The sequence below is a fragment of the Pseudovibrio japonicus genome (assembly GCF_014651595.1).
GTDB lineage: Bacteria > Pseudomonadota > Alphaproteobacteria > Rhizobiales > Stappiaceae > Pseudovibrio > Pseudovibrio japonicus.
Window position 1 is genome coordinate 747,935 of the sequence record NZ_BMXE01000002.1, and the last position, 17,414, is coordinate 765,348.

At 52.9% G+C, this 17,414-nt stretch carries 21 protein-coding genes and 1 tRNA gene; 13 read left to right on the plus strand and 9 right to left on the minus strand.

Features of this window, described 5'->3' with window-relative positions:
- Positions 1-44 precede the first annotated feature (44 nt).
- Positions 45-308: a BolA family protein gene (locus IE076_RS08250; protein ID WP_189436267.1), complete on the plus strand. Its 264-nt coding sequence runs from the start codon at positions 45-47 to the stop codon at positions 306-308.
- Positions 309-551: 243 nt separating this feature from the next.
- Here IE076_RS08250 and IE076_RS08255 read toward each other — a convergent pair whose 3' ends face one another.
- Genes IE076_RS08255 through IE076_RS08265 form a run of 3 tightly spaced genes read right to left on the minus strand, consistent with a single transcriptional unit; the run spans position 552 to position 3,603 of the window.
- On the minus strand, positions 552-1,841 hold the full coding sequence (locus IE076_RS08255; protein ID WP_189436268.1) for an HlyC/CorC family transporter: 1,290 nt from the start codon (positions 1,839-1,841) through the stop codon (positions 552-554).
- Positions 1,838-2,962: a 3-dehydroquinate synthase gene (aroB, locus tag IE076_RS08260; RefSeq protein WP_189436269.1), complete on the minus strand. Its 1,125-nt coding sequence runs from the start codon at positions 2,960-2,962 to the stop codon at positions 1,838-1,840. The genes IE076_RS08255 and aroB overlap by 4 nt, the downstream gene beginning before the upstream one ends.
- A complete protein-coding gene (locus IE076_RS08265; RefSeq protein WP_189436270.1) occupies positions 2,959-3,603 on the minus strand; it encodes a shikimate kinase in 645 nt (214 codons plus the stop codon). Before IE076_RS08265 ends, aroB begins: the two co-directional genes overlap by 4 nt.
- A 268-nt stretch (positions 3,604-3,871) precedes the next feature.
- Between IE076_RS08265 and IE076_RS08270 the strand changes: the two genes are divergently transcribed.
- The 3 genes from IE076_RS08270 (at position 3,872) to IE076_RS08280 (ending at position 5,348) form a co-directional block, all read left to right on the plus strand.
- A complete protein-coding gene (locus IE076_RS08270) occupies positions 3,872-4,012 on the plus strand; it encodes a hypothetical protein (protein WP_189436271.1) in 141 nt (46 codons plus the stop codon).
- A 7-nt stretch (positions 4,013-4,019) separates the two neighbouring features.
- A complete protein-coding gene (locus tag IE076_RS08275; protein WP_189436272.1) occupies positions 4,020-4,943 on the plus strand; it encodes a site-specific tyrosine recombinase XerD in 924 nt (307 codons plus the stop codon).
- A 99-nt stretch (positions 4,944-5,042) separates the two neighbouring features.
- Complete coding sequence (locus IE076_RS08280) at positions 5,043-5,348, plus strand: YciI family protein (protein ID WP_189436273.1); 306 nt, start codon at positions 5,043-5,045, stop codon at positions 5,346-5,348.
- Positions 5,349-5,533: 185 nt separating this feature from the next.
- On the opposite strand, the gene IE076_RS08285 is transcribed toward IE076_RS08280, so the two are convergent.
- Positions 5,534-5,618, minus strand: a tRNA-Leu gene (locus IE076_RS08285).
- Positions 5,619-5,878: 260 nt separating this feature from the next.
- Here IE076_RS08285 and IE076_RS08290 point away from each other — a divergent pair.
- Positions 5,879-6,457: a YqaA family protein gene (locus IE076_RS08290; RefSeq protein WP_189436274.1), complete on the plus strand. Its 579-nt coding sequence runs from the start codon at positions 5,879-5,881 to the stop codon at positions 6,455-6,457.
- 108 nt (positions 6,458-6,565) lie between these two features.
- Positions 6,566-7,093: a disulfide bond formation protein B gene (locus IE076_RS08295; protein ID WP_189436275.1), complete on the plus strand. Its 528-nt coding sequence runs from the start codon at positions 6,566-6,568 to the stop codon at positions 7,091-7,093.
- An 80-nt stretch (positions 7,094-7,173) separates the two neighbouring features.
- Here the strand turns inward: IE076_RS08295 and ppa are convergent, their stop codons facing one another.
- Positions 7,174-7,710: an inorganic diphosphatase gene (ppa, locus tag IE076_RS08300; RefSeq protein ID WP_189436276.1), complete on the minus strand. Its 537-nt coding sequence runs from the start codon at positions 7,708-7,710 to the stop codon at positions 7,174-7,176.
- A 136-nt stretch (positions 7,711-7,846) separates the two neighbouring features.
- On the opposite strand from ppa, the gene IE076_RS08305 reads away from it, so the two are divergent.
- The 4 genes from IE076_RS08305 (at position 7,847) to IE076_RS08320 (ending at position 10,894) form a co-directional block, all read left to right on the plus strand.
- Positions 7,847-8,443, plus strand: coding sequence for a hypothetical protein (locus IE076_RS08305; protein WP_189436277.1), 597 nt, complete (start codon positions 7,847-7,849; stop codon positions 8,441-8,443).
- A gap of 469 nt (positions 8,444-8,912) precedes the next feature.
- Positions 8,913-9,317: a DUF2794 domain-containing protein gene (locus IE076_RS08310; protein ID WP_209008940.1), complete on the plus strand. Its 405-nt coding sequence runs from the start codon at positions 8,913-8,915 to the stop codon at positions 9,315-9,317.
- Positions 9,318-9,651: 334 nt separating this feature from the next.
- On the plus strand, positions 9,652-10,368 hold the full coding sequence (locus IE076_RS08315; RefSeq protein WP_189436278.1) for an ArsR/SmtB family transcription factor: 717 nt from the start codon (positions 9,652-9,654) through the stop codon (positions 10,366-10,368).
- Positions 10,369-10,450: 82 nt separating this feature from the next.
- Entirely contained in the window at positions 10,451-10,894 is a 444-nt protein-coding gene (locus tag IE076_RS08320) for a YqfO family protein (RefSeq protein ID WP_189436279.1), read from the plus strand.
- A 276-nt stretch (positions 10,895-11,170) separates the two neighbouring features.
- On the opposite strand, the gene IE076_RS08325 is transcribed toward IE076_RS08320, so the two are convergent.
- On the minus strand, positions 11,171-12,028 hold the full coding sequence (locus IE076_RS08325; RefSeq protein WP_189436280.1) for a CPBP family intramembrane glutamic endopeptidase: 858 nt from the start codon (positions 12,026-12,028) through the stop codon (positions 11,171-11,173).
- A 257-nt stretch (positions 12,029-12,285) separates the two neighbouring features.
- The gene (locus tag IE076_RS08330; protein WP_189436281.1) at positions 12,286-12,654 is read right to left on the minus strand and encodes a group I truncated hemoglobin; all 369 of its coding nucleotides are present in this window, start codon (positions 12,652-12,654) and stop codon (positions 12,286-12,288) included.
- Positions 12,655-12,994: 340 nt separating this feature from the next.
- Between IE076_RS08330 and IE076_RS08335 the strand changes: the two genes are divergently transcribed.
- The gene (locus IE076_RS08335) at positions 12,995-13,465 is read left to right on the plus strand and encodes a DM13 domain-containing protein (protein WP_189436282.1); all 471 of its coding nucleotides are present in this window, start codon (positions 12,995-12,997) and stop codon (positions 13,463-13,465) included.
- Between the two features lie 139 nt (positions 13,466-13,604).
- On the plus strand, positions 13,605-15,431 hold the full coding sequence (gene recQ, locus IE076_RS08340; protein ID WP_209008941.1) for a DNA helicase RecQ: 1,827 nt from the start codon (positions 13,605-13,607) through the stop codon (positions 15,429-15,431).
- Positions 15,432-15,508: 77 nt separating this feature from the next.
- Here recQ and IE076_RS08345 read toward each other — a convergent pair whose 3' ends face one another.
- Entirely contained in the window at positions 15,509-16,423 is a 915-nt protein-coding gene (locus IE076_RS08345) for a permease (protein WP_189436284.1), read from the minus strand.
- Between the two features lie 112 nt (positions 16,424-16,535).
- Between IE076_RS08345 and IE076_RS08350 the strand changes: the two genes are divergently transcribed.
- Positions 16,536-16,868: an ArsR/SmtB family transcription factor gene (locus IE076_RS08350; RefSeq protein WP_189436285.1), complete on the plus strand. Its 333-nt coding sequence runs from the start codon at positions 16,536-16,538 to the stop codon at positions 16,866-16,868.
- Between the two features lie 66 nt (positions 16,869-16,934).
- Here IE076_RS08350 and IE076_RS08355 read toward each other — a convergent pair whose 3' ends face one another.
- Positions 16,935-17,363, minus strand: a complete 429-nt coding sequence (locus IE076_RS08355) for a cupin domain-containing protein (protein ID WP_189436286.1) — start codon at positions 17,361-17,363, stop codon at positions 16,935-16,937.
- Positions 17,364-17,414 lie beyond the last annotated feature (51 nt).

The window sequence follows — 17,414 nt, forward strand, 5'->3', positions numbered from 1 at the left end:
GCAAGGCCTTGACGACGGTTTCCTTCGTGAGAGATACAGAAAACATGAGTACAAGAGATATCATGATTACCAAATTGGAAGCCGCGTTTAAGCCGCAGCTTCTTGAAGTCACCGACGAATCCGAGAGTCACCGTGGCCATGGAGGCTGGCGTGAAGGGGGAGAAACCCACTTCCGGATCAAGATCATATCCACAGCCTTTGAGGGTATGTCTCGCGTCGCTATGCATCGCGCAGTGAACGAGTGTGTGGCCGAAGAGATCGCCAACGGCGTTCATGCGCTTGCAATTGAAGCCAAATCTCACAGTTGATTGTTAACTCTGCGTGTATCCTAACCCGAAACTGATGATCACCTTTCGGAAATACGCTTCGGAGAATAATCGGCGCATTGGCAGCAAAAATCAATGCGGCAAATGGCTATCACGTTGCAGACACTCGCGTTTTACCCGTTTGCGTTGTTTTGTGCGTTGATTTGAGCGCTTTTCGTGTTTTTTGCGTTCTTTTGGGTGCATGTGGAACAGGAAATGGGCCCCGGAGGGCCCATTTTAATATGCTTAGTTTTTTCGGTCCTTGAGTGATGGGAGTGCCATCATGCGCAAACGCGTGATGCGGTTTTTCTCCCTGCTCAGGACCGTGAAGCGGAATCCATGGAAGGTGAAGATCTGACGCTCTTCCGGGATCATCTTCGCTTCGTGGATGACGAGACCTGCGATGGTGGTTGCTTCGTCGTCCGGCAGGTTCCAGTCGGTCGCTCTGTTGAGGTCTCGAATCGGAACGGAGCCCTCTACAATCACGGAGCCGTCTGCCTGAGGCTTGAGGCCCGGCAGTTCGATGTCGTGTTCGTCTGCGATCTCGCCAACGATTTCTTCCAGAATGTCTTCCAGTGTGACAAGGCCCATTACTTCGCCGTACTCGTCTACCACGAGTGCGAAGTGGGTCTTGCGCTTGAGGAAGGCATTCAACTGGTTCTGGAGGCTTGTGGTGTCCGGAATGAACCAGAGTGGGCTCATGACCTTTGCCAGCTCGAATTGCTCCAGATCGCCTTTGATGGTCGCGATGGCGCGCAGAACATCTTTGGCGTGAAGCAGGCCGACCATGTTGTCCGGATCATCACGCCACAGCGGGATACGGGTGAACGGGCTTGCCAGCACTTCTTCCACCAGCTCTTCCGGTGGCAGGTCTGCATTCAGCGCGAACAGCTTGGTGCGGTGGACCATGACGTCGGAGACTTCCAGCTCCGCCAAATCCAGCAGGCCGCCGATGCGGTCTTTGTCCGCTTTGATCAGGCCACCTTCCAAGTGCTGAAGGTCCAGTGTGCCGCGCAGCTCTTCGTGGGCTGACAGAACAGCGGTGGACTCGTCAATGCGGATGCCGAAAATGCGCAGGACGAGGCGCACAATCACCTCGATGGCAGCAACGATCGGACCGAAGAGAACCACCAGCACGCGGACAACGGGTGCAACGCTGAGTGCGAACTTTTCCGCGTTCGCGATTGCCCATGTTTTTGGCAGCACTTCAGAGAAGATCAGAACCAACAGGGTCATGACCAGTGTTGCGTAGACGACGCCTGCTTCTCCGAAGAGCTTCAGGAACAAAGAGGTGGCCAGTGCAGAGGCCAGAATATTGACAAGGTTGTTGCCGAGCAGCAGGGCACCGATGAGGCGCTCTCTGAACTCGATCAGTCTTGCGACAATAGACGCTCGATTATTCCCGGACTTGACCAGCGCATGCATGCGCGCGCGTGATGCTGCTGTCAGGGCCGTTTCCGACCCGGAAAAAAAGCCCGATAGGACAAGCAAAATTGCAATAGCGACAACGGAAGCCCAAAAAGCGTAGTCCGTCATTTGTCGAGTTTCTCCTTAAGAAACGCGCGAAGAGGTTCCGCGCTTACGGTTTTATCGACATAGGAAGTGCCGATGCCTTTTGTAAGGATAAAAGTGAGCTGACCGCGACTTACTTTTTTGTCCTGCGCAATTAAGTCCATAAAAGTATCAATTGGAGGTAACTGCCCCGGAATTTGGTCAATACGCGTTGGCAGGCCGACGGCTTCCAGATGGGCAATGACCCTTTTGGTGTCTTCTGCCGGGCATAGACCCAGTTCCTCTGAGAACTCGTGGGCCAGCACCATACCGATGGATACGCCTTCGCCGTGGACCAGTCGCTCGGTCTCATAAGCAACGGCACCTTCCAGCGAGTGGCCGAAGGTGTGGCCGAGATTGAGCAGGGCGCGGTTGCCGGATTCCAGCTCATCGGCTGCAACAACGGCTGCTTTGGCGCGGCAGGAGTGTGCGACTGCCTGTTCGCGTTCTGGTCCACCTTCGAAGATGCCTTGCCAGTTGCTTTCCAGCCACTCGAAGAACTCGGGGTCGTTGATCAGGCCGTATTTGGCAACTTCTGCATAGCCGGCGCGGAAGTCGCGCGGGCTGAGGGTGTCCAGAACGGATGTGTCTGCCAGAACCAGAGCCGGTTGATGGAAGACGCCGAGAAGGTTTTTGCCATGGCGGGAGTTGATGCCGGTTTTACCGCCGACGGAACTGTCGACCTGCGCAAGCAAGGTGGTCGGGATCTGAACGAACTTCATGCCACGACGAACAACACCGGAGACAAAGCCGGAGAGGTCGCCGACAACGCCGCCGCCCAAAGCCACTACAGCGTCGCCGCGCTCAAGGCGCAGGGCGAGGATATCATCGCAGAGGCGCTCGAAGATTTCGAAGCGTTTGGTCTTTTCACCAGCAGGGACAACAAGGGTACTGTACTCGACACCTGCGGACTGGAAGCTGTCTTCCAGCGTTTTCAGGTGGAGTTTCTTGACGGTCTCATCGGTGATGATGACTGTTTTGGAACCGGGAAGGCGGCTGGAGACTTCCTCGCCAGCGCGCTCTAAAAGGTTACGGCCAATGAGGATTGGATAGCTACGGTCGCCCAGATCGACATTGACGACTGTGGCGTTATTTACTTCTGTCACTTTCCAACCTCGTTATTTTCCGATGCCTCATCCGTCAGAGGCGGTAGTCCTTTTTCCAGAGCGATCAGGATTTCTTCCATGACCGCTTCATGGGTTACATCATGCGACCAAATTGTCATGTCGGCTTCTTCATAGATCGGGTAACGCTCATCCATCAGCTTTTTCATAGTTGCTTCAGGATCTGCCGTTTGCAGCAATGGCCGTGTGGGGCGCTTGCGCACGCGGGTCATGATGACAGGCAGTTCTGCCTTCATCCAGACGGAGACGCCCTTCTCCTTGATGCGGGCACGGGTTTCACTGTTTATGAACGCACCGCCGCCGGTTGCCAATATCTGCGGGCCTTCATCCAGAAGACGTGCGATGACACGTTTTTCGCCCTGACGGAAATAACTTTCGCCATGTTCAGCGAATATTTCCGAGATAGAACGGTCTGCCGCTTTTTCAATCTCTGCGTCTGCATCAACAAAGTTGAGAGAGAGATATTGTGCCAAACGGCGACCTACCGTGGATTTGCCACACCCCATAATGCCAACAAGGACAATCGGCTTATTGCCAAGGCGCATTAAAATGTTTTGCTGTCGTTGACGTTTTTTGTCTGACTTTGTGTCGTTTGCAGTCACGCCACGCCCTCGCCGATTCATCTACTCTTCCTAACGCTTTGACATCATCATACGGTGTTCTGTCAAGGTTCTACACCAAGAGTGTTTGATCGCCTTTAACTGCTATTTTTCTATAGAACGTGCGGGTCATCTTGCATGGGTTTGGAGGATATCGCGAATTACGCGGTCCACGAGGCGTGTTTAGGTTGAACCTTCGCAGTGAAACGGTCTATTTTTGATTGTGAAGTATACTGCTACACCCTACCTCTTAAGAGGGTTCCAGTTTTACAGGGGAGCATCGGGTTCTGCCATGCCAACATTGACGCGATTGCTGTCTATTATCGGTTTGATCGTTACTTGCGCTGTGCTGAGTATGTATCTGCTTGTCAGCTATGTTGAGCCAGAGCCACGCGAAATTATTGTCGAAATCCAGAAGGAAGGCTTCGAATAGGCTTTTTATGCGTCGAACTCTTGAGACAGAACGCTTTTTTGAAATGCTAAGCGTTGAGCGCGTCAGTGCGTTCAATACGTTGGAAAGCTACCGCACCGATCTGGAAGATTTTGATAGTTTCCTGACAACACAAGGCGTGGACCTGCTTGCTGTACAGGTGAGCGATGTGCGCGCCTATCTTTCTGATCTGACGGACCGAGGTTTTGCTGCGTCCTCTCAGGCGCGGCGGCTGTCTGCTCTGCGTCAGTTCTATCAGTTCTGTTATGCCGAAGACATTCGTGATGATGACCCGACACGGACTGTTGCCTCTCCGCGTAAGGCTACTCTTTTGCCGGGTGTTTTGAGCGAGGAAGAGGTGGATCGGCTTATCGGCAAGGCGGAAGAGCTGGCACAGGCCACCTATGACAGTGATGCCAAGCAGATCAGAGCTGCGCGTATCTACACGCTGCTGGAAGTGCTGTATGCGACGGGTCTGCGTGTTTCTGAGCTTGTTTCACTGCCGGTGTCGGCCGCTATTCGGGATAGCCGTCTGATTACCGTGAAAGGGAAGGGTGGCAAGGAGCGCGCTGTTCCGCTCTCTCAACGGTCTCAAACGGCCATGATTGAGTATGTGCGGTTGCGGGCCGCCATGGGGTCGTATGCGGATAGTGTGTGGCTGTTTCCCTCTCATGGAGAAAGTGGACACTTTACGCGGCAGGCGTTTGGGCGCGACCTAAAGGCACTGGCGCTGGCAGCGGATATTGATCGCAACAAGGTTTCACCGCACGTTCTGCGCCACGCCTTTGCTTCCCACCTTTTGCAGAACGGTGCCGACCTTCGTGTGGTACAGCAACTGCTTGGCCACGCAGACATCTCCACCACGCAGATCTATACCCACGTGCTGGAAGAGCGCTTGCAGAAGCTGGTGGAAGAGCATCATCCGTTGGCGTGAGATAGGCAGAAAAGCCTAGTTTAGGGGCTGTGTTTTTTCGCCGGTGTCAAAATCAGAGGGCCTACAATAAATAATCGGAATCAATTTGCTGAGTGACCTATGCCTGCCATTCCAAATAATCAGAATTTCTTTATTGTTGACCTTCATTACACCGCGAGCTTCGATGAGATTGAGCCACTGCTGGATGCCCATGTGGAATTCCTGCGGGAGAACTATGATGCTGGGCGGTTTATTGCTTCAGGGGCGAAAGTCCCAAGAACAGGTGGCGTGATTGTCGCGACAGCTGAAACACGCGAAATGCTTGAAGAGCTCCTTACAAAAGATCCGTTCCATCAGCATTCTGTTGCACGCTATACAGTGACGGAGTTCCGCCCATCCATGAAAGCAGCTCAACTCGAGGCGTGAGAGTGGCCTGCACCTTGGGTGCCTCAAATTAGTGAAGTAGAGCGCGAAAGGTGCGGGTGCTCTGCGGTGTCCGGATCTGTCAGGACTTTTGGACTTGTGGGAGATGACGCTCTTCGTGATCGCTCGACGAAACACGCACGTGTGGCGTTGGACAAAGGCGTTTGAAATTTTCTGGTAAAGAAGAGTGGTGCCCCTGGCCAGACTCGAACTGGCACTTCCGAAGAAATCGGATTTTGAATCCGACGCGTCTACCAGTTCCGCCACAGGGGCAACGGTTGGTATGGGGCGGAATATATCGAGATAGGGTGGGACGTCAATATTTTGATTCAGCTAACCACAGCAATTGTGGTTAAGTCTTCAGGCGTTTGCGGGTAACAAAGGCCATTAAGTCATATTTTTCACTAGTTCTTGTGTTTAATTACAATGATTGGCATAGGAGTCCGGTGTGACGCTGGTATTGAGATTTTCCGTATTGTGAAGTGCACCGAATTTTTGTTTGAATGATTATGTGTTGGGAGCACCGATAACGTATGCTGCGTCGCCTTTATGATTGGACACTTTCCCTTGCGGCTGGACCGCGGGCACCCCAAGCGCTGGGCGCTGTCGCCTTTGTCGAGAGTTCTGTTTTCCCACTTCCGCCAGACTTGCTTCTTATCCCGATGTGTGTGAGCAACCGCCAGCGCGCGTGGTTTTATGCTGCGCTGTGCACCGTGGCTTCCGTTCTGGGTGGGCTGCTAGGGTATCTCATTGGAGCCGTGCTGTTTGAGGAAGTTGCAAAGCCGATCCTCACGTTCTACGGCTATATGGACAAGTTCGACCAGTTTGCGCAAATCTTTGCTGACTGGGGCTGGTGGTTTGTGTTTATCGCCGGTTTGACGCCGTTTCCGTACAAAGTAATCACTATTGCGAGTGGTGTTTTTGCTCTGAACCTTCCAGTGTTCATCGTAGCGAGCATCATTTCACGGGGGATCCGGTTTTTTGTTGTTGCCGGATTGCTGTACCTATTCGGACCAGCCATTCGGGAGTTCATCGAAAAGCGGCTGGGGTTGATGTTCACTTTGTTTATGGTGCTGCTGATCGGTGGCTTTGCTGTAATTAAGTTTCTTTAAGGCGGCTGCGTTTCTCTGAGAACAAGGCAGCTGCTTTAATCTTTGTGGTGATGCGCATTTCGAGAGAGCCAAAGGGGCCGGGGGATGCGCAAGAGAGGTTAACTTGAAATGGTAGGACGCTTTTTCGCTCTGCTTCTGAAAGACCCGCTCGCCTCTGGTGCTGTGCTTGTGACACTTGGAAGCGTTGTTGCTATTGCGATGGCTTGGGGGTTTCAGATCTTTGGCGGTTTCCAGCCATGTCCGTTGTGTCTGCTTCAGCGTAATCCGTATTACGCTGGTGTGGTGCTTGGATTGCTGGCTTGGTTTTTTGCGCGCAGTGAGAACCTGCGCTGGGTTGCTATCGTGGCGTTGCTGGTTGCGGCCGGCGGATTCCTGTATGGCGGCGGTGTTGGTATTTATCAGGCTGGTGCTGAGTGGGAATTTTGGATGGGTCCGAATGACTGTGCGGCTGGTGGCAGCATGGAGCTGGGATCAGCATCCAACATGCTGCAGAGCCTTTCCACCACCAAGGTTGTGAGCTGCTCTGTTGCACAGCTGCGCATCTTTGGCCTGTCGTTTGCGGGCCTCAACGTGATTTATGCTGCTGGCATGGTGTTTGTGACGCTGTGCGGTCTGGTGCTTCCGCGTAAGAGCTGAAGCTTCAGAATGAAGACATGAAAAAGCCCGGGGCTCTACGCAGCTCCGGGCTTTTTTGTTTTTAGCAAAGAGAGAAGGGCTTAGGCTTCTTCTTTGTTGTAGCGCTCGATGCTTTCTACGATCAGACGCTTAGCTTCGTCTGCGCCGTGAATGCCGGTGATCTTCACCCACTTGTTCGGCTCAAGGTCTTTGTAGTGCTCGAAGAAGTGCTCGATCTGCTTGATGGTGATTTCAGGCAGGTCTTCGATGTTGTGTACGGATTCGTAACGGCGGGTCAGCTTGGTGCTTGGAACAGCGATGATTTTCTCATCCTGACCGGACTCGTCTTCCATGACCAGAACGCCGATCGGACGGCAGCTCATGACAGCGCCTGGAACGATTGGGCGCTGGTTTACAACAACAACGTCGATTGGGTCGCCATCACCGCACAGGGTGTGTGGAACGAAGCCGTAGTTACCTGGGTAACGCATAGGTGTGTAGAGGAAGCGATCGACGTACATTGCGCCGGATTCTTTTTCCATCTCGTATTTAATCGGCTCACCGCCAACTGGAACTTCAATAATTACATTGATGTCCTCAGGTGGGTTTTTACCGACGGGAATACGATCGATACGCATTTAAGTATACTCCAATTTCATTTGCTGCCTGTATTACAGGGGCACCGGCGTCTTGCAAGATATATTTCGCCTGATTGGGTTGAGCATTTAGTTCAAACGATTCCGCGCGAATAACTCTGGGATAAAAGGGTGCTATATGTTGAAGAACTTTCAGCGGCTTATTGTTGCCATCTGCGGAATTTTCGTTTGCACCATGGCATTGGCTGAGAGTGTTTACTCCTCACTGGACCTAAGCGAGACCTGCGCGCTTCAGGAAACGCCTGATCTTGTGGAGGGTGCTGCTGTGTGGATGTGTGAGGGATACAACGGCATTCCGGTTTATGTGGCGGAAGATGATTTGCGTTTCTTTGTCAGCTTTGGCGAGGCTGCGCATGAAGAGACTGCTGCGACACAAGGGCTGAGCCCATGGAATCGTCTTGGTTCCACCATCGAGTGGGTGCTTGAGGACGGGACGCCCGTGGCGACCATTGTGCGGTGGTATACGGATATTCCAGCAGACATCGCGGGCGAGGCTGTAGCCGATGCGGCTGGGTTTTATCGCGGGCAAGTGTTGGTGATCACCCAGCTTGGGCAGGGCAAGACCTGTCATATCGGTTATGTGGATGCGCGTTCCAGCGAAAATGCCAATCAGCTGGCGCGGGATGCTGCCGGACTTCTGGCCGGAATATGGGATTGTAACAGCCAGCCAAAACTACTTGGAGGTGGTGGGCTGTCGCTTGGGCTCACTGATTAAGACCCAGTAATTTGCCGCAGCGTTAAGTTGTAAGGGGAAGCGGTTCGGTTCTACTTCAGCGCCGTGGTTACTGTGGCAAATGGGGGAGGGGTGAGCTCTTCACCAAAGCTCCGTAGAACCGAACCTGCTTGGGCAACAACGATAATTTCGCTTGGGTTCGTGGCTCCTCAATGACCTAATTACGGCGAAATAGAGAAACTACTGTGACAATTTTAGCGTGTACTCCTAATTTTGACGGAGGCATTCGCCACGTTACAAAAGTTGGCTGGCTTGCGTTATTTTTGGCTTTGCCGCAGGATGGACTGATTATGTGGTAAAATGCCTGTATCGATGGTTTCGTGTCCGTTGCGGGTTCTCTAGTTCACCCTGCGTGCCCGGCTGATAGCCTCGATGCAAATGCGGATGCGGAATGCGATCCTTCGCTTTTTGGCAGATGCGCAACCTCAGGATCAGAACGAGGGAGGCCTTCATGAGTGAAGGGGATGATATTGCAATAGGGTCGGGGAGCGTTCGCTCTCTTGATGGCGGTTCAAACAGCACTGCCGTTAAACGAAAACCGAACCTCCCGAAACCGATAATTGCTTTTCATCGAACGGAACTCGATCAGATCCTCAGGCTTTACGGGCGAATGGTTGCCAGTGGTGAGTGGCGTGATTACGCCATCGGCCACGGCACGGACAAAGCGATCTTCGCTATCTTCCGCCGCTCCAGCGAAATGCCTCTCTACAAAATTGAGAAAGACCCCAAGCTTGCGCGCAAGCAGGGCGCCTATTGTGTCGTTGGCACAGGCGGCGTGATCCTCAAGCGCGGCCACGATCTGGCAAACGTGCTCAAGGTGCTAGAAAAGAAAAAGCACCTGCGCGTGGTGGAGTGAGGGCTGCGGGACCGGCTGGCCGTTTGCCGCATATCTCCTGAGGGTATCGGCTGGTTTTCGGAAAGAGCTCCGTATGAGATTGCGCACGACAACACCAAAGCCCTGCCATCCTTAGTGGGCGCAAGCCTGTGAAAGACTGGAGTGCGGGACTTTGCTGTTATTCGAGATGGTACGAAAAACAGGATGCACACGAGGCTACTCTTTGAACGAACGGTATCAGCAGAAAACTGAATAAGGCCGACCTGAAGTTTGAGCCCTTTGTGACCTGAATCAGTAGTTCACCAACCGACCGTCTCCTCTCGCTTCAGCAGCATTGTGGTGCTAATGCTCTATCATGACAGTAGAACCCAGACTTGACATCATAGGCGCAGCGCTTGCAGACGTGAGCCGCACTCGCATCCTTTGCGAAATGATGGATGGGCGTGCGTATACCAACAAGGAGTTGGCCAGCGCGGCCGAGATTTCCGCTCAAACCGCGAGTGTACATCTCAAACAACTTCAAGCAGCTGGACTAACCTCTTCTATTCGGAGTGGTCGTTGCGTCTACCACCGAATTGCAAGCGAAGACGTCGCAAGTGTGCTTGAGGCGTTGGCAAGCCTATCCCCTACCGATCATCTATACCGTGCCAAAAATCGATATTTGCCCGAAGCGAATACAATGCGAGCCCGCAGTTGCTATAACCACATTGCTGGCAGGCTGGGAGTGTTGATTACCAACCGTCTGATTGCTTTGGGCGTATTACGCATACAGGGTGAAGTCGTTGAAATCGGTGCAATGGGAGAGGCGTTCTTTAGCAAATTGGAAATCGATGTACCAAACCTAAGTATATCTCTAAAACCTCCTTTGAAGCTGTGCCTAGACTGGACAGAGCGAAGGCAGCATATATCTGGGCCATTGGCGACAGCGCTTATGGAAAAAACCTTGAAAATGAACTGGCTTGAACGACGCACGGGAAGCAGAGCACTTTTAATAACTGAACTCGGATACGAGGTGTTTGAGCACGATTTCGGCATTGCACGGGAGCTCATCGACGGCACTGATTATCCTTAACAGTTCGCCCACGAGCGAACCGTTTGGTCACACAAATATTTGAAAGTCAGATACTCCGAGTGTGAAGCAACCGGAGAATGACATGTCCCTTCCTAATCTCACCACAGAACGGTTTATCCCAGAGCACGGCTTTCGAATTACTACGCAAATCCCTACTCAAAGCGCACAGACAGTTGTGGAGTGCATTCTTAATGAAACGCCACTCAAATACGGTGATTATGACAGCGTCACATTTCAAACGGCAACGGGAGTGCAGCAGTTCAGATCACTGGGTAGGGGCCGAAACACTGCGACCGAAACTGTCGTAGAAGTGCCTTGTATTGAGCTCTCATTCTTTGTTTTAGACGATGATGCATTGGTGACTCGGGTTGTTGAAGCCATCTATTCTTCCCACCCGTATGAAGAGCCCGTTGTGTTTGTTGAAGCATGTTTGCGAACACTGCACATTCGAGGCTTGGATGAAGATAATCCAAATAGATTCTGGAACTCATCGCCTGCAGATTGGGTTCCAGAAGAACATCGTTGATTGGTCTCCCACTAGCAGCAGTTGGCTTTGGCCGACTGCTGCTTCCCATCCCAAAATCTATCTGAAACGACAACAATCAGAAATAGTAAGAATGTTTTGACTCCGTCGCCCTAAGACAGATGAATGTTTGCAATGGTCACATTGCAACATGCTGCGCTTGCGAATACTAGCAACACCTTAATGTTAGCTAAGAGCTCAAATAGACCATTGTGCCCGCAGGCTATGCCTGGCTCGCATTTACGACTTACCTGTTTGAACGACTATTTCCTTTTGACCCTACCTAGCTAGCATTGGGTAGGTGAAGAAGAGGATGTGGGTGAGGTTTACGAGGAAGTGGACGGCTATGGCGACTTCTATGCGGCCTGATTTCCAGAACGCTGCGCCGTAGAATAAGCCTGCGACGAAGGAGAAGGCGGCGTAAGGTAGGCCTCCATCCAGGTGGTAGTAGGCAAATGCCAGAGAGGAGAGCAGGAGCGCTGTTGCTCCGGCCCAGAGGCTGCCACCGAGCTTTTCCATGAGTTGCCCCATGATGAACTGACGGAAGATTGCTTCTTCAGCGACGCTGACGAACAGCAGGTTTGCGAAAATCCAGATGGGTAGGAAGGAGACCAGTTTGGGATCGAAGACTACTAGTCCTGCTACGTATGTGATGCCGATGAGAACGGCAGCTGTCGGGATGAAGAACAGCAGCGTTAGGCGCAGGCAGCGGAGCCATTCCTTTGCGGAGTTGACGCGCGGGGCTGCGAAGAGGAACAGCAGGAAGCCCAGAGCGGCCTTATCAAAATTCAGATAGAGTGAGTAAGGCACTGCATCTGCGTTGGTTTTCACGTCTGATAAGACTTGCAGATTGTAAAAACCAGGGACCATGTGGATCATCACAAGGTGACCGGCGAGCAGTAACAGGCCTGCCATCAGGCAGAAGAGCCAGACTGGATGCTTTTGCGTAAAGAGGAAGGCGCTGACCACGGTCCAGCTGAGAACAAGCAGGAGACCGGTCCAGTCCAGCACGCCGGAGAGCATTGCCAGAACGAGCGCTACGCCGAATAAAATGAGTGGCACCCATCGATGCGCAGTCAACGGGACGCTTATGATGGCAAGGCCAAGCACGAGATATGCACTTAATGAGTACGTCATACTGAAACTTTGCGGCTTGTGCAGCTGGTGGAGCAGGCGAACTTTTTTGAAACTTTGAGGTAAAGCCGGCGCCAAGTCAAATGAGCAAGGTGCTCTGCGAGATGTCATGCTGGCAGAACGGGGCTTTGACTGGTGCTAAAGTGCGGATGACAAGGTTTGAGGGAGGAAGCATCGCCCGGTGGAGGATATTCGGGTTCACTTTCCGGGAGATGCTCATGTGTTTGATCTGGCAGATAGAGGGCCGGAAGCGCTATCCGTTACACCAGAATTTCGTTTTTCAGGCTGGTTACAAAGCCAACGGTGTCGTTGAACTCTGCTTCTGGCAGGTTGAAGGCGTTCAGTGTGGCTTTCAAGTGAGTGAGGAAGGCCTCCCAGTCGGCTTCCGTGATGCCCATGCCTGTGTGAGAGGTCACCATATCGCGGCCTGTGTAGTACATCGGGCCACCAGCGTTGTTTGCCAGATAATCAATCAGGAGCTGCTTTTCTCTTGCTATCCCGTCATCACCGCGGTGTTGCCAGAACCGGCCAAGCAGGTCGTCGTTCTGCAGGCGGGGGAGCAGGTCATTCACGACAGCTGCAATTGCGTCATAGCCGCCGAGGCGCTCGTATAATGTTTTGTCACTCATGATTATGCCTTTTGTCCTAGGAGGTAAAAGACTGATGTTAAACGGGTTTTGGGTAATACTACTTGATCAATGTTAAGTTTATATCTGCTTGCTGGTAGGGTCGGATTGGTGGCTGTTAAGCGCTTGAAACTGCTGGTGTTTGGGAGGTGCCGCTGGGCCGCTTGATGCTGTGTCCGTGCGGAAATAGCCGCAGTTGGGGTTTTGTCGGTGCTATGAGATTTGGGGATTGGTTTGGGCGGTCCGGGTTTATTAGTTTCTGATGGCGTGGTTGATCGGAGTTTTGGGCGTGATTGCGTTTGGGCTCACCATGATTTTGACCTCATAAACCGAGAGAACTCATATGCGCCGTTTCCTTATATCGATTGTTTCCCATGGTGTTGTGCTTGTGATCGGTTTCGCGCTTGGGGTTTATTTCCTGCCGATTTTGACAGCACCTGAATCTCCCGATACCGCGGTGCTGGAGGAGAAGGCGCAAAACGCAACGTATACAGCGGAGTTTAAGCGCGGCCTGCGCGGAAGTGATTTCCTGCATTGGGGCGAGGGCAAGGTGAGTGTCTCTCCCACCACGATTGCTCATCAAGGCCGTCTTGCGCCGGGGCCGGACTACAAAGTCTATCTCACCACCGAGTTTGTTGAGCATGAAGACGAGTTCTTGCCGATCAAGGAGAACGCGCAGCTGATTGGTGATGTCAAAACCTTTGATGGCTTCGTTGTGAATGTGCCTGAGGGCGTTGACATTGACCAGTACAGCACCGTGCTCGTCTGGTGCGAGGCTTTTGGTGAGTTTATCTCGGCTGCGAAGTACCGCTGATGCGGGGGGTGATCAGGTAGCTTGAGAGGGCTCGGTGAAGATTTTGTGCTCTCGCCTCAGATAAGTCTTGCGCAGTTGGGCCAGACGGGTAGACGTTAACAAACGCCTCTCCAATTCCTTCAGGTAAGTGCTGCTGCTCATGACTATCGCGCAAGATATTGTTGCCTCACCAAATGATGTTCTGAAAAAAGTATTCGGCTATGACGCGTTTCGCGGCAATCAGCAGGTGGTGATTGATAGCGTGCTTTCTGGTGAGAGCTGCTGCGTGCTGATGCCGACGGGGGCGGGTAAGTCTCTTTGTTATCAGGTGCCTGCGTTATGCCGCCGTGGGGTTGGCATTGTTGTTTCTCCGCTGATTGCGCTGATGCAGGATCAGATTGCGACCCTGCGCGAGCTTGGGGTGAGGGCGACCTCCATCAACTCTGCGCTTTCGCGTGAGGAGGTGCAGGCGGCCTATCGGGATTTGCGGGCGGGGAATCTGGATCTGCTTTATGTGGCGCCCGAGCGATTGGTGCGGCCTGAGTTCGTCAATGTTCTGGAAGAGTTGAACCAGCGCGGGTTGATTGCGCTGCTGGCTATTGATGAGGCCCACTGTATCAGCCAGTGGGGGCATGATTTCCGTCCGGAATACCGCGAGCTGACCAATGTGCGGGCGCGGCTTGAGGGTGTGCCGTGTCTTGCGGTAACGGCGACAGCGGATGAACCGACGCGCAAGGACATTCAGGAGCGCCTGAACCTGCCGCGTCTGATTTCTTCCGGGTTTGATCGGCCCAACATCACCTACACGGTTGGTATCAAGCATAATCCCAAGCAGCAGTTGCGCCGGTTTTTGAAAGACCGGCCTCAAGGGGAGAGTGGCATCATCTACTGCCTGTCCCGAAAGAAGGTGGAGGAGACTGCGGCGTGGTTGGTGAGTGAGGGCTTTGATGCGCTGCCTTACCACGCGGGTTTTGATAATTCCGTGCGTGAGGCCAATCAGGACCGCTTCATTAAGGAGGAAGGTCTGATCATGGTTGCCACGGTCGCATTTGGTATGGGCATTGATAAGCCCAATGTGCGGTTTGTGGCGCATCTGGATTTGCCCAAGAACATTGAGGCTTACTATCAGGAGACGGGCCGCGCTGGGCGTGATGGGCTGCCTTCTGAGGCCTGGATGATCTACGGGATGCAGGACGTTGTACTGCTGAACCAGATGATTGACCGGAGTGACGCGCCGGAGAACCAGAAGCAGATTGAGCGGCATAAGCTGCGTGCATTCCTGGCTTACTGTGAGACGGCGACCTGTCGGCGTTCTGTATTGCTGCGCTACTTCGGAGATGAGTGCGAGCCCTGTGGCAACTGCGATACCTGCCTGAACCCGCCGAAGACCATGGATGGAACCATCGCGGCGCAGAAGTTCCTGTCCTGCATTCTTCGTACGGGGCAGAGCTTTGGGGCGAACTATGTGATTGATGTTCTGCTTGGCAATGCCAATGAGCGGATTATCTCTCGCGGGCATGACAATCTGTCCACGTTCAATATTGGCGGTGAGTTTAACAAGATACAGTGGAATGCTGTTGCTCGGCAGCTTTTGGCGGCGGGCCTTATTTTCGCCGACCATGATGCGCATGGGGCGTTGAAGATGACGGCGATGGGGATGGAGTTTTTGCGGGAGCGCCGGACCATCGACCTGAAGGTGGATCAGCTTGCCAACTCTGCGAAGGTCGAGCGCCGCGCCAAAGCGCCTACGCGGACTCAGATTGAGGATGTGGCGGATCAGGAGCTGTTTGAGAAGCTCCGGGCGCTGCGGATGGAGCTGGCACGGGAGCGTAACGTTCCGCCTTATGTGATCTTCAACGATAAGACACTGGTCGAGATGGCCGTGGATCGCCCGCAGCGACTTGAAGAGATGCTGGAGATTTCCGGCGTCGGGGAAGCCAAGCTGGAGCGGTTTGGTGCAGCGTTTCTGGAGATCATTCGGGATTAAGCAAAACAGACCTTACTTACCTGGGTGTAAGTAAGGTCTGTTTTGCATGTGATGGCGTGTTTCCGCGGTTTTCTACGTCAGAAAATCAGCGTGTAGAGCACACCGGCGCTGACGGCCATTCCCAGGACGACCACGAGGAAAGCGGCGATCATCTGGCCTTTGAAGAGGGATTTGAGCAGGATCACCTCGGTCAGGCTGGCACCTGCGCTGCCGATGATGAGGGCCATGATTGCGCCCAGTCCCATGCCTTTACCGGCCAGCGCTGCCGTCAGCGGGATGACGGCTTCTGCTCTGATGTAGAGCGGGATGCCAATGACGGCGGCAACCGGAATTGCCAGTGGGTTGTCTTCACCTGCCCATGAGGACACCAGATCTGTTGGCATGAAGCCATAGATGACGGAGCCGATGGAGATGCCGACGATTAGGTATGGCAGGACTTTTTTGAAATCGGACCATGTCGCGTCCCAGATTCTTTTCCATTTGCTTTCTACCGGCGCACCTCCTGCGTTGCTGCTGCCACAAGAAGAGGGGCTTAAAGTAGCGTAAGCCTCTGACTTTACGAACTTTTCAAAGCCAAGTTTTTGTAGCACATAGCCTGCAATGATGGACACGGTTAGGGCGATGGCGAAGTAGAACACCGCTATTTGGATGCCAAAGGTCACTGCAAACAAGCCGATAATCACCGGGCTTATCAGTGGGCTGGCGAACAAGAAGACCATCATGGTGCCAAAGTCGGCGCGTGCTCGGAATAAACCTTTCAGGAACGGGATTGTACCGCAGGAGCAGAACGGGGTGATGACGCCGAGGGCTGCTGCAGTGAAGTAGCCTTTGCCGTTCTGGCTGCTGAGGATTTTTTGGACGCGGCTTGGCGGAATGTATTCCTGCAAGATGCCAACGAAGTAGCTGATCGCCAAAAAGAGAATGGTCAGTTCTACGGCAAGAAAGGCGAACATCTGTAGGCTGCTTATGAGCATTTCCGAGGACAGTGGCATGAACTTATTCCTTGTCTCTACATTTCCAGAATTATGGAAATAATAGGATATAAGCTTTTCATGTCAAGATATTTCTAGTAATATCAAAATATTAGATATGATGGTGAATGAGATGGATATCGAAAAAACGGCTAAGGCTCTGAAAGAATTAGGACATGTGACGCGGTTGGCGATTTATATGCGGCTTGTGAAAGCTGGCTATAAGGGGCTGGCTGTGGGCACCTTGCAGGAAGAACTGGAGATTCCGGGCTCAACGCTGTCGCATCATTTGTCAGGTTTGGCGTCTGCCGGGTTGATCAAACAACGGCGCGAAGGGCGGGTGCTTTATTGCGTGGCGCAGTATGAGCAGCTGGACGCGGTCCTGTGTTTTTTGCGCGATGAGTGCTGTATTGACGAGAAGCTTCAGACAGATGACGGTGATCCGACAGAGCTGAAGCAGGGCTGACTTGTGCGGATGGGGTTGTTGCGCTTCTGTCCGCGACATCTCCACTATTTGCGCTCATCAATATGCTCATCCGGGCGACCAACCTTCTTCCGCCTGCGTCCATCCTTCAAGAGAAAAGCCGGGTGCAACTGTTGCTCCCACCAGTGTCCACTCTCCTGTGGACCGTGCTGACATCCAGAAGCCTTTTGGTACTGTTGCCTGAGGCCGCTCGCCTTTCATGATATTCGAGCCCAAGATTGTGTCTTCAGGAGGAACTTCACCATCACTGATCGACAGAATTAAAGGTGCGCCAGCGTAAAAGTGGAAGAGCTCAACCGCATCAATCTTATGCCAGCGAGAAACTTCGCCCTTTTGCAACAGGTAGTATACCGCTGAGGAGAAGCCACGTCCTTCCGGACCCTCTGGGTCACGAAATGTCTGGTAGTAGTGACCACCCTCGTGATGGAGTTCCAGATTTAGTTCACGAATGATATCTGCTGCAGTTGGCTGGGTCATTAAAGTCATCCTTAGGTCTTGGATTACCACGTAAACTGGCTTGTCGTAGGT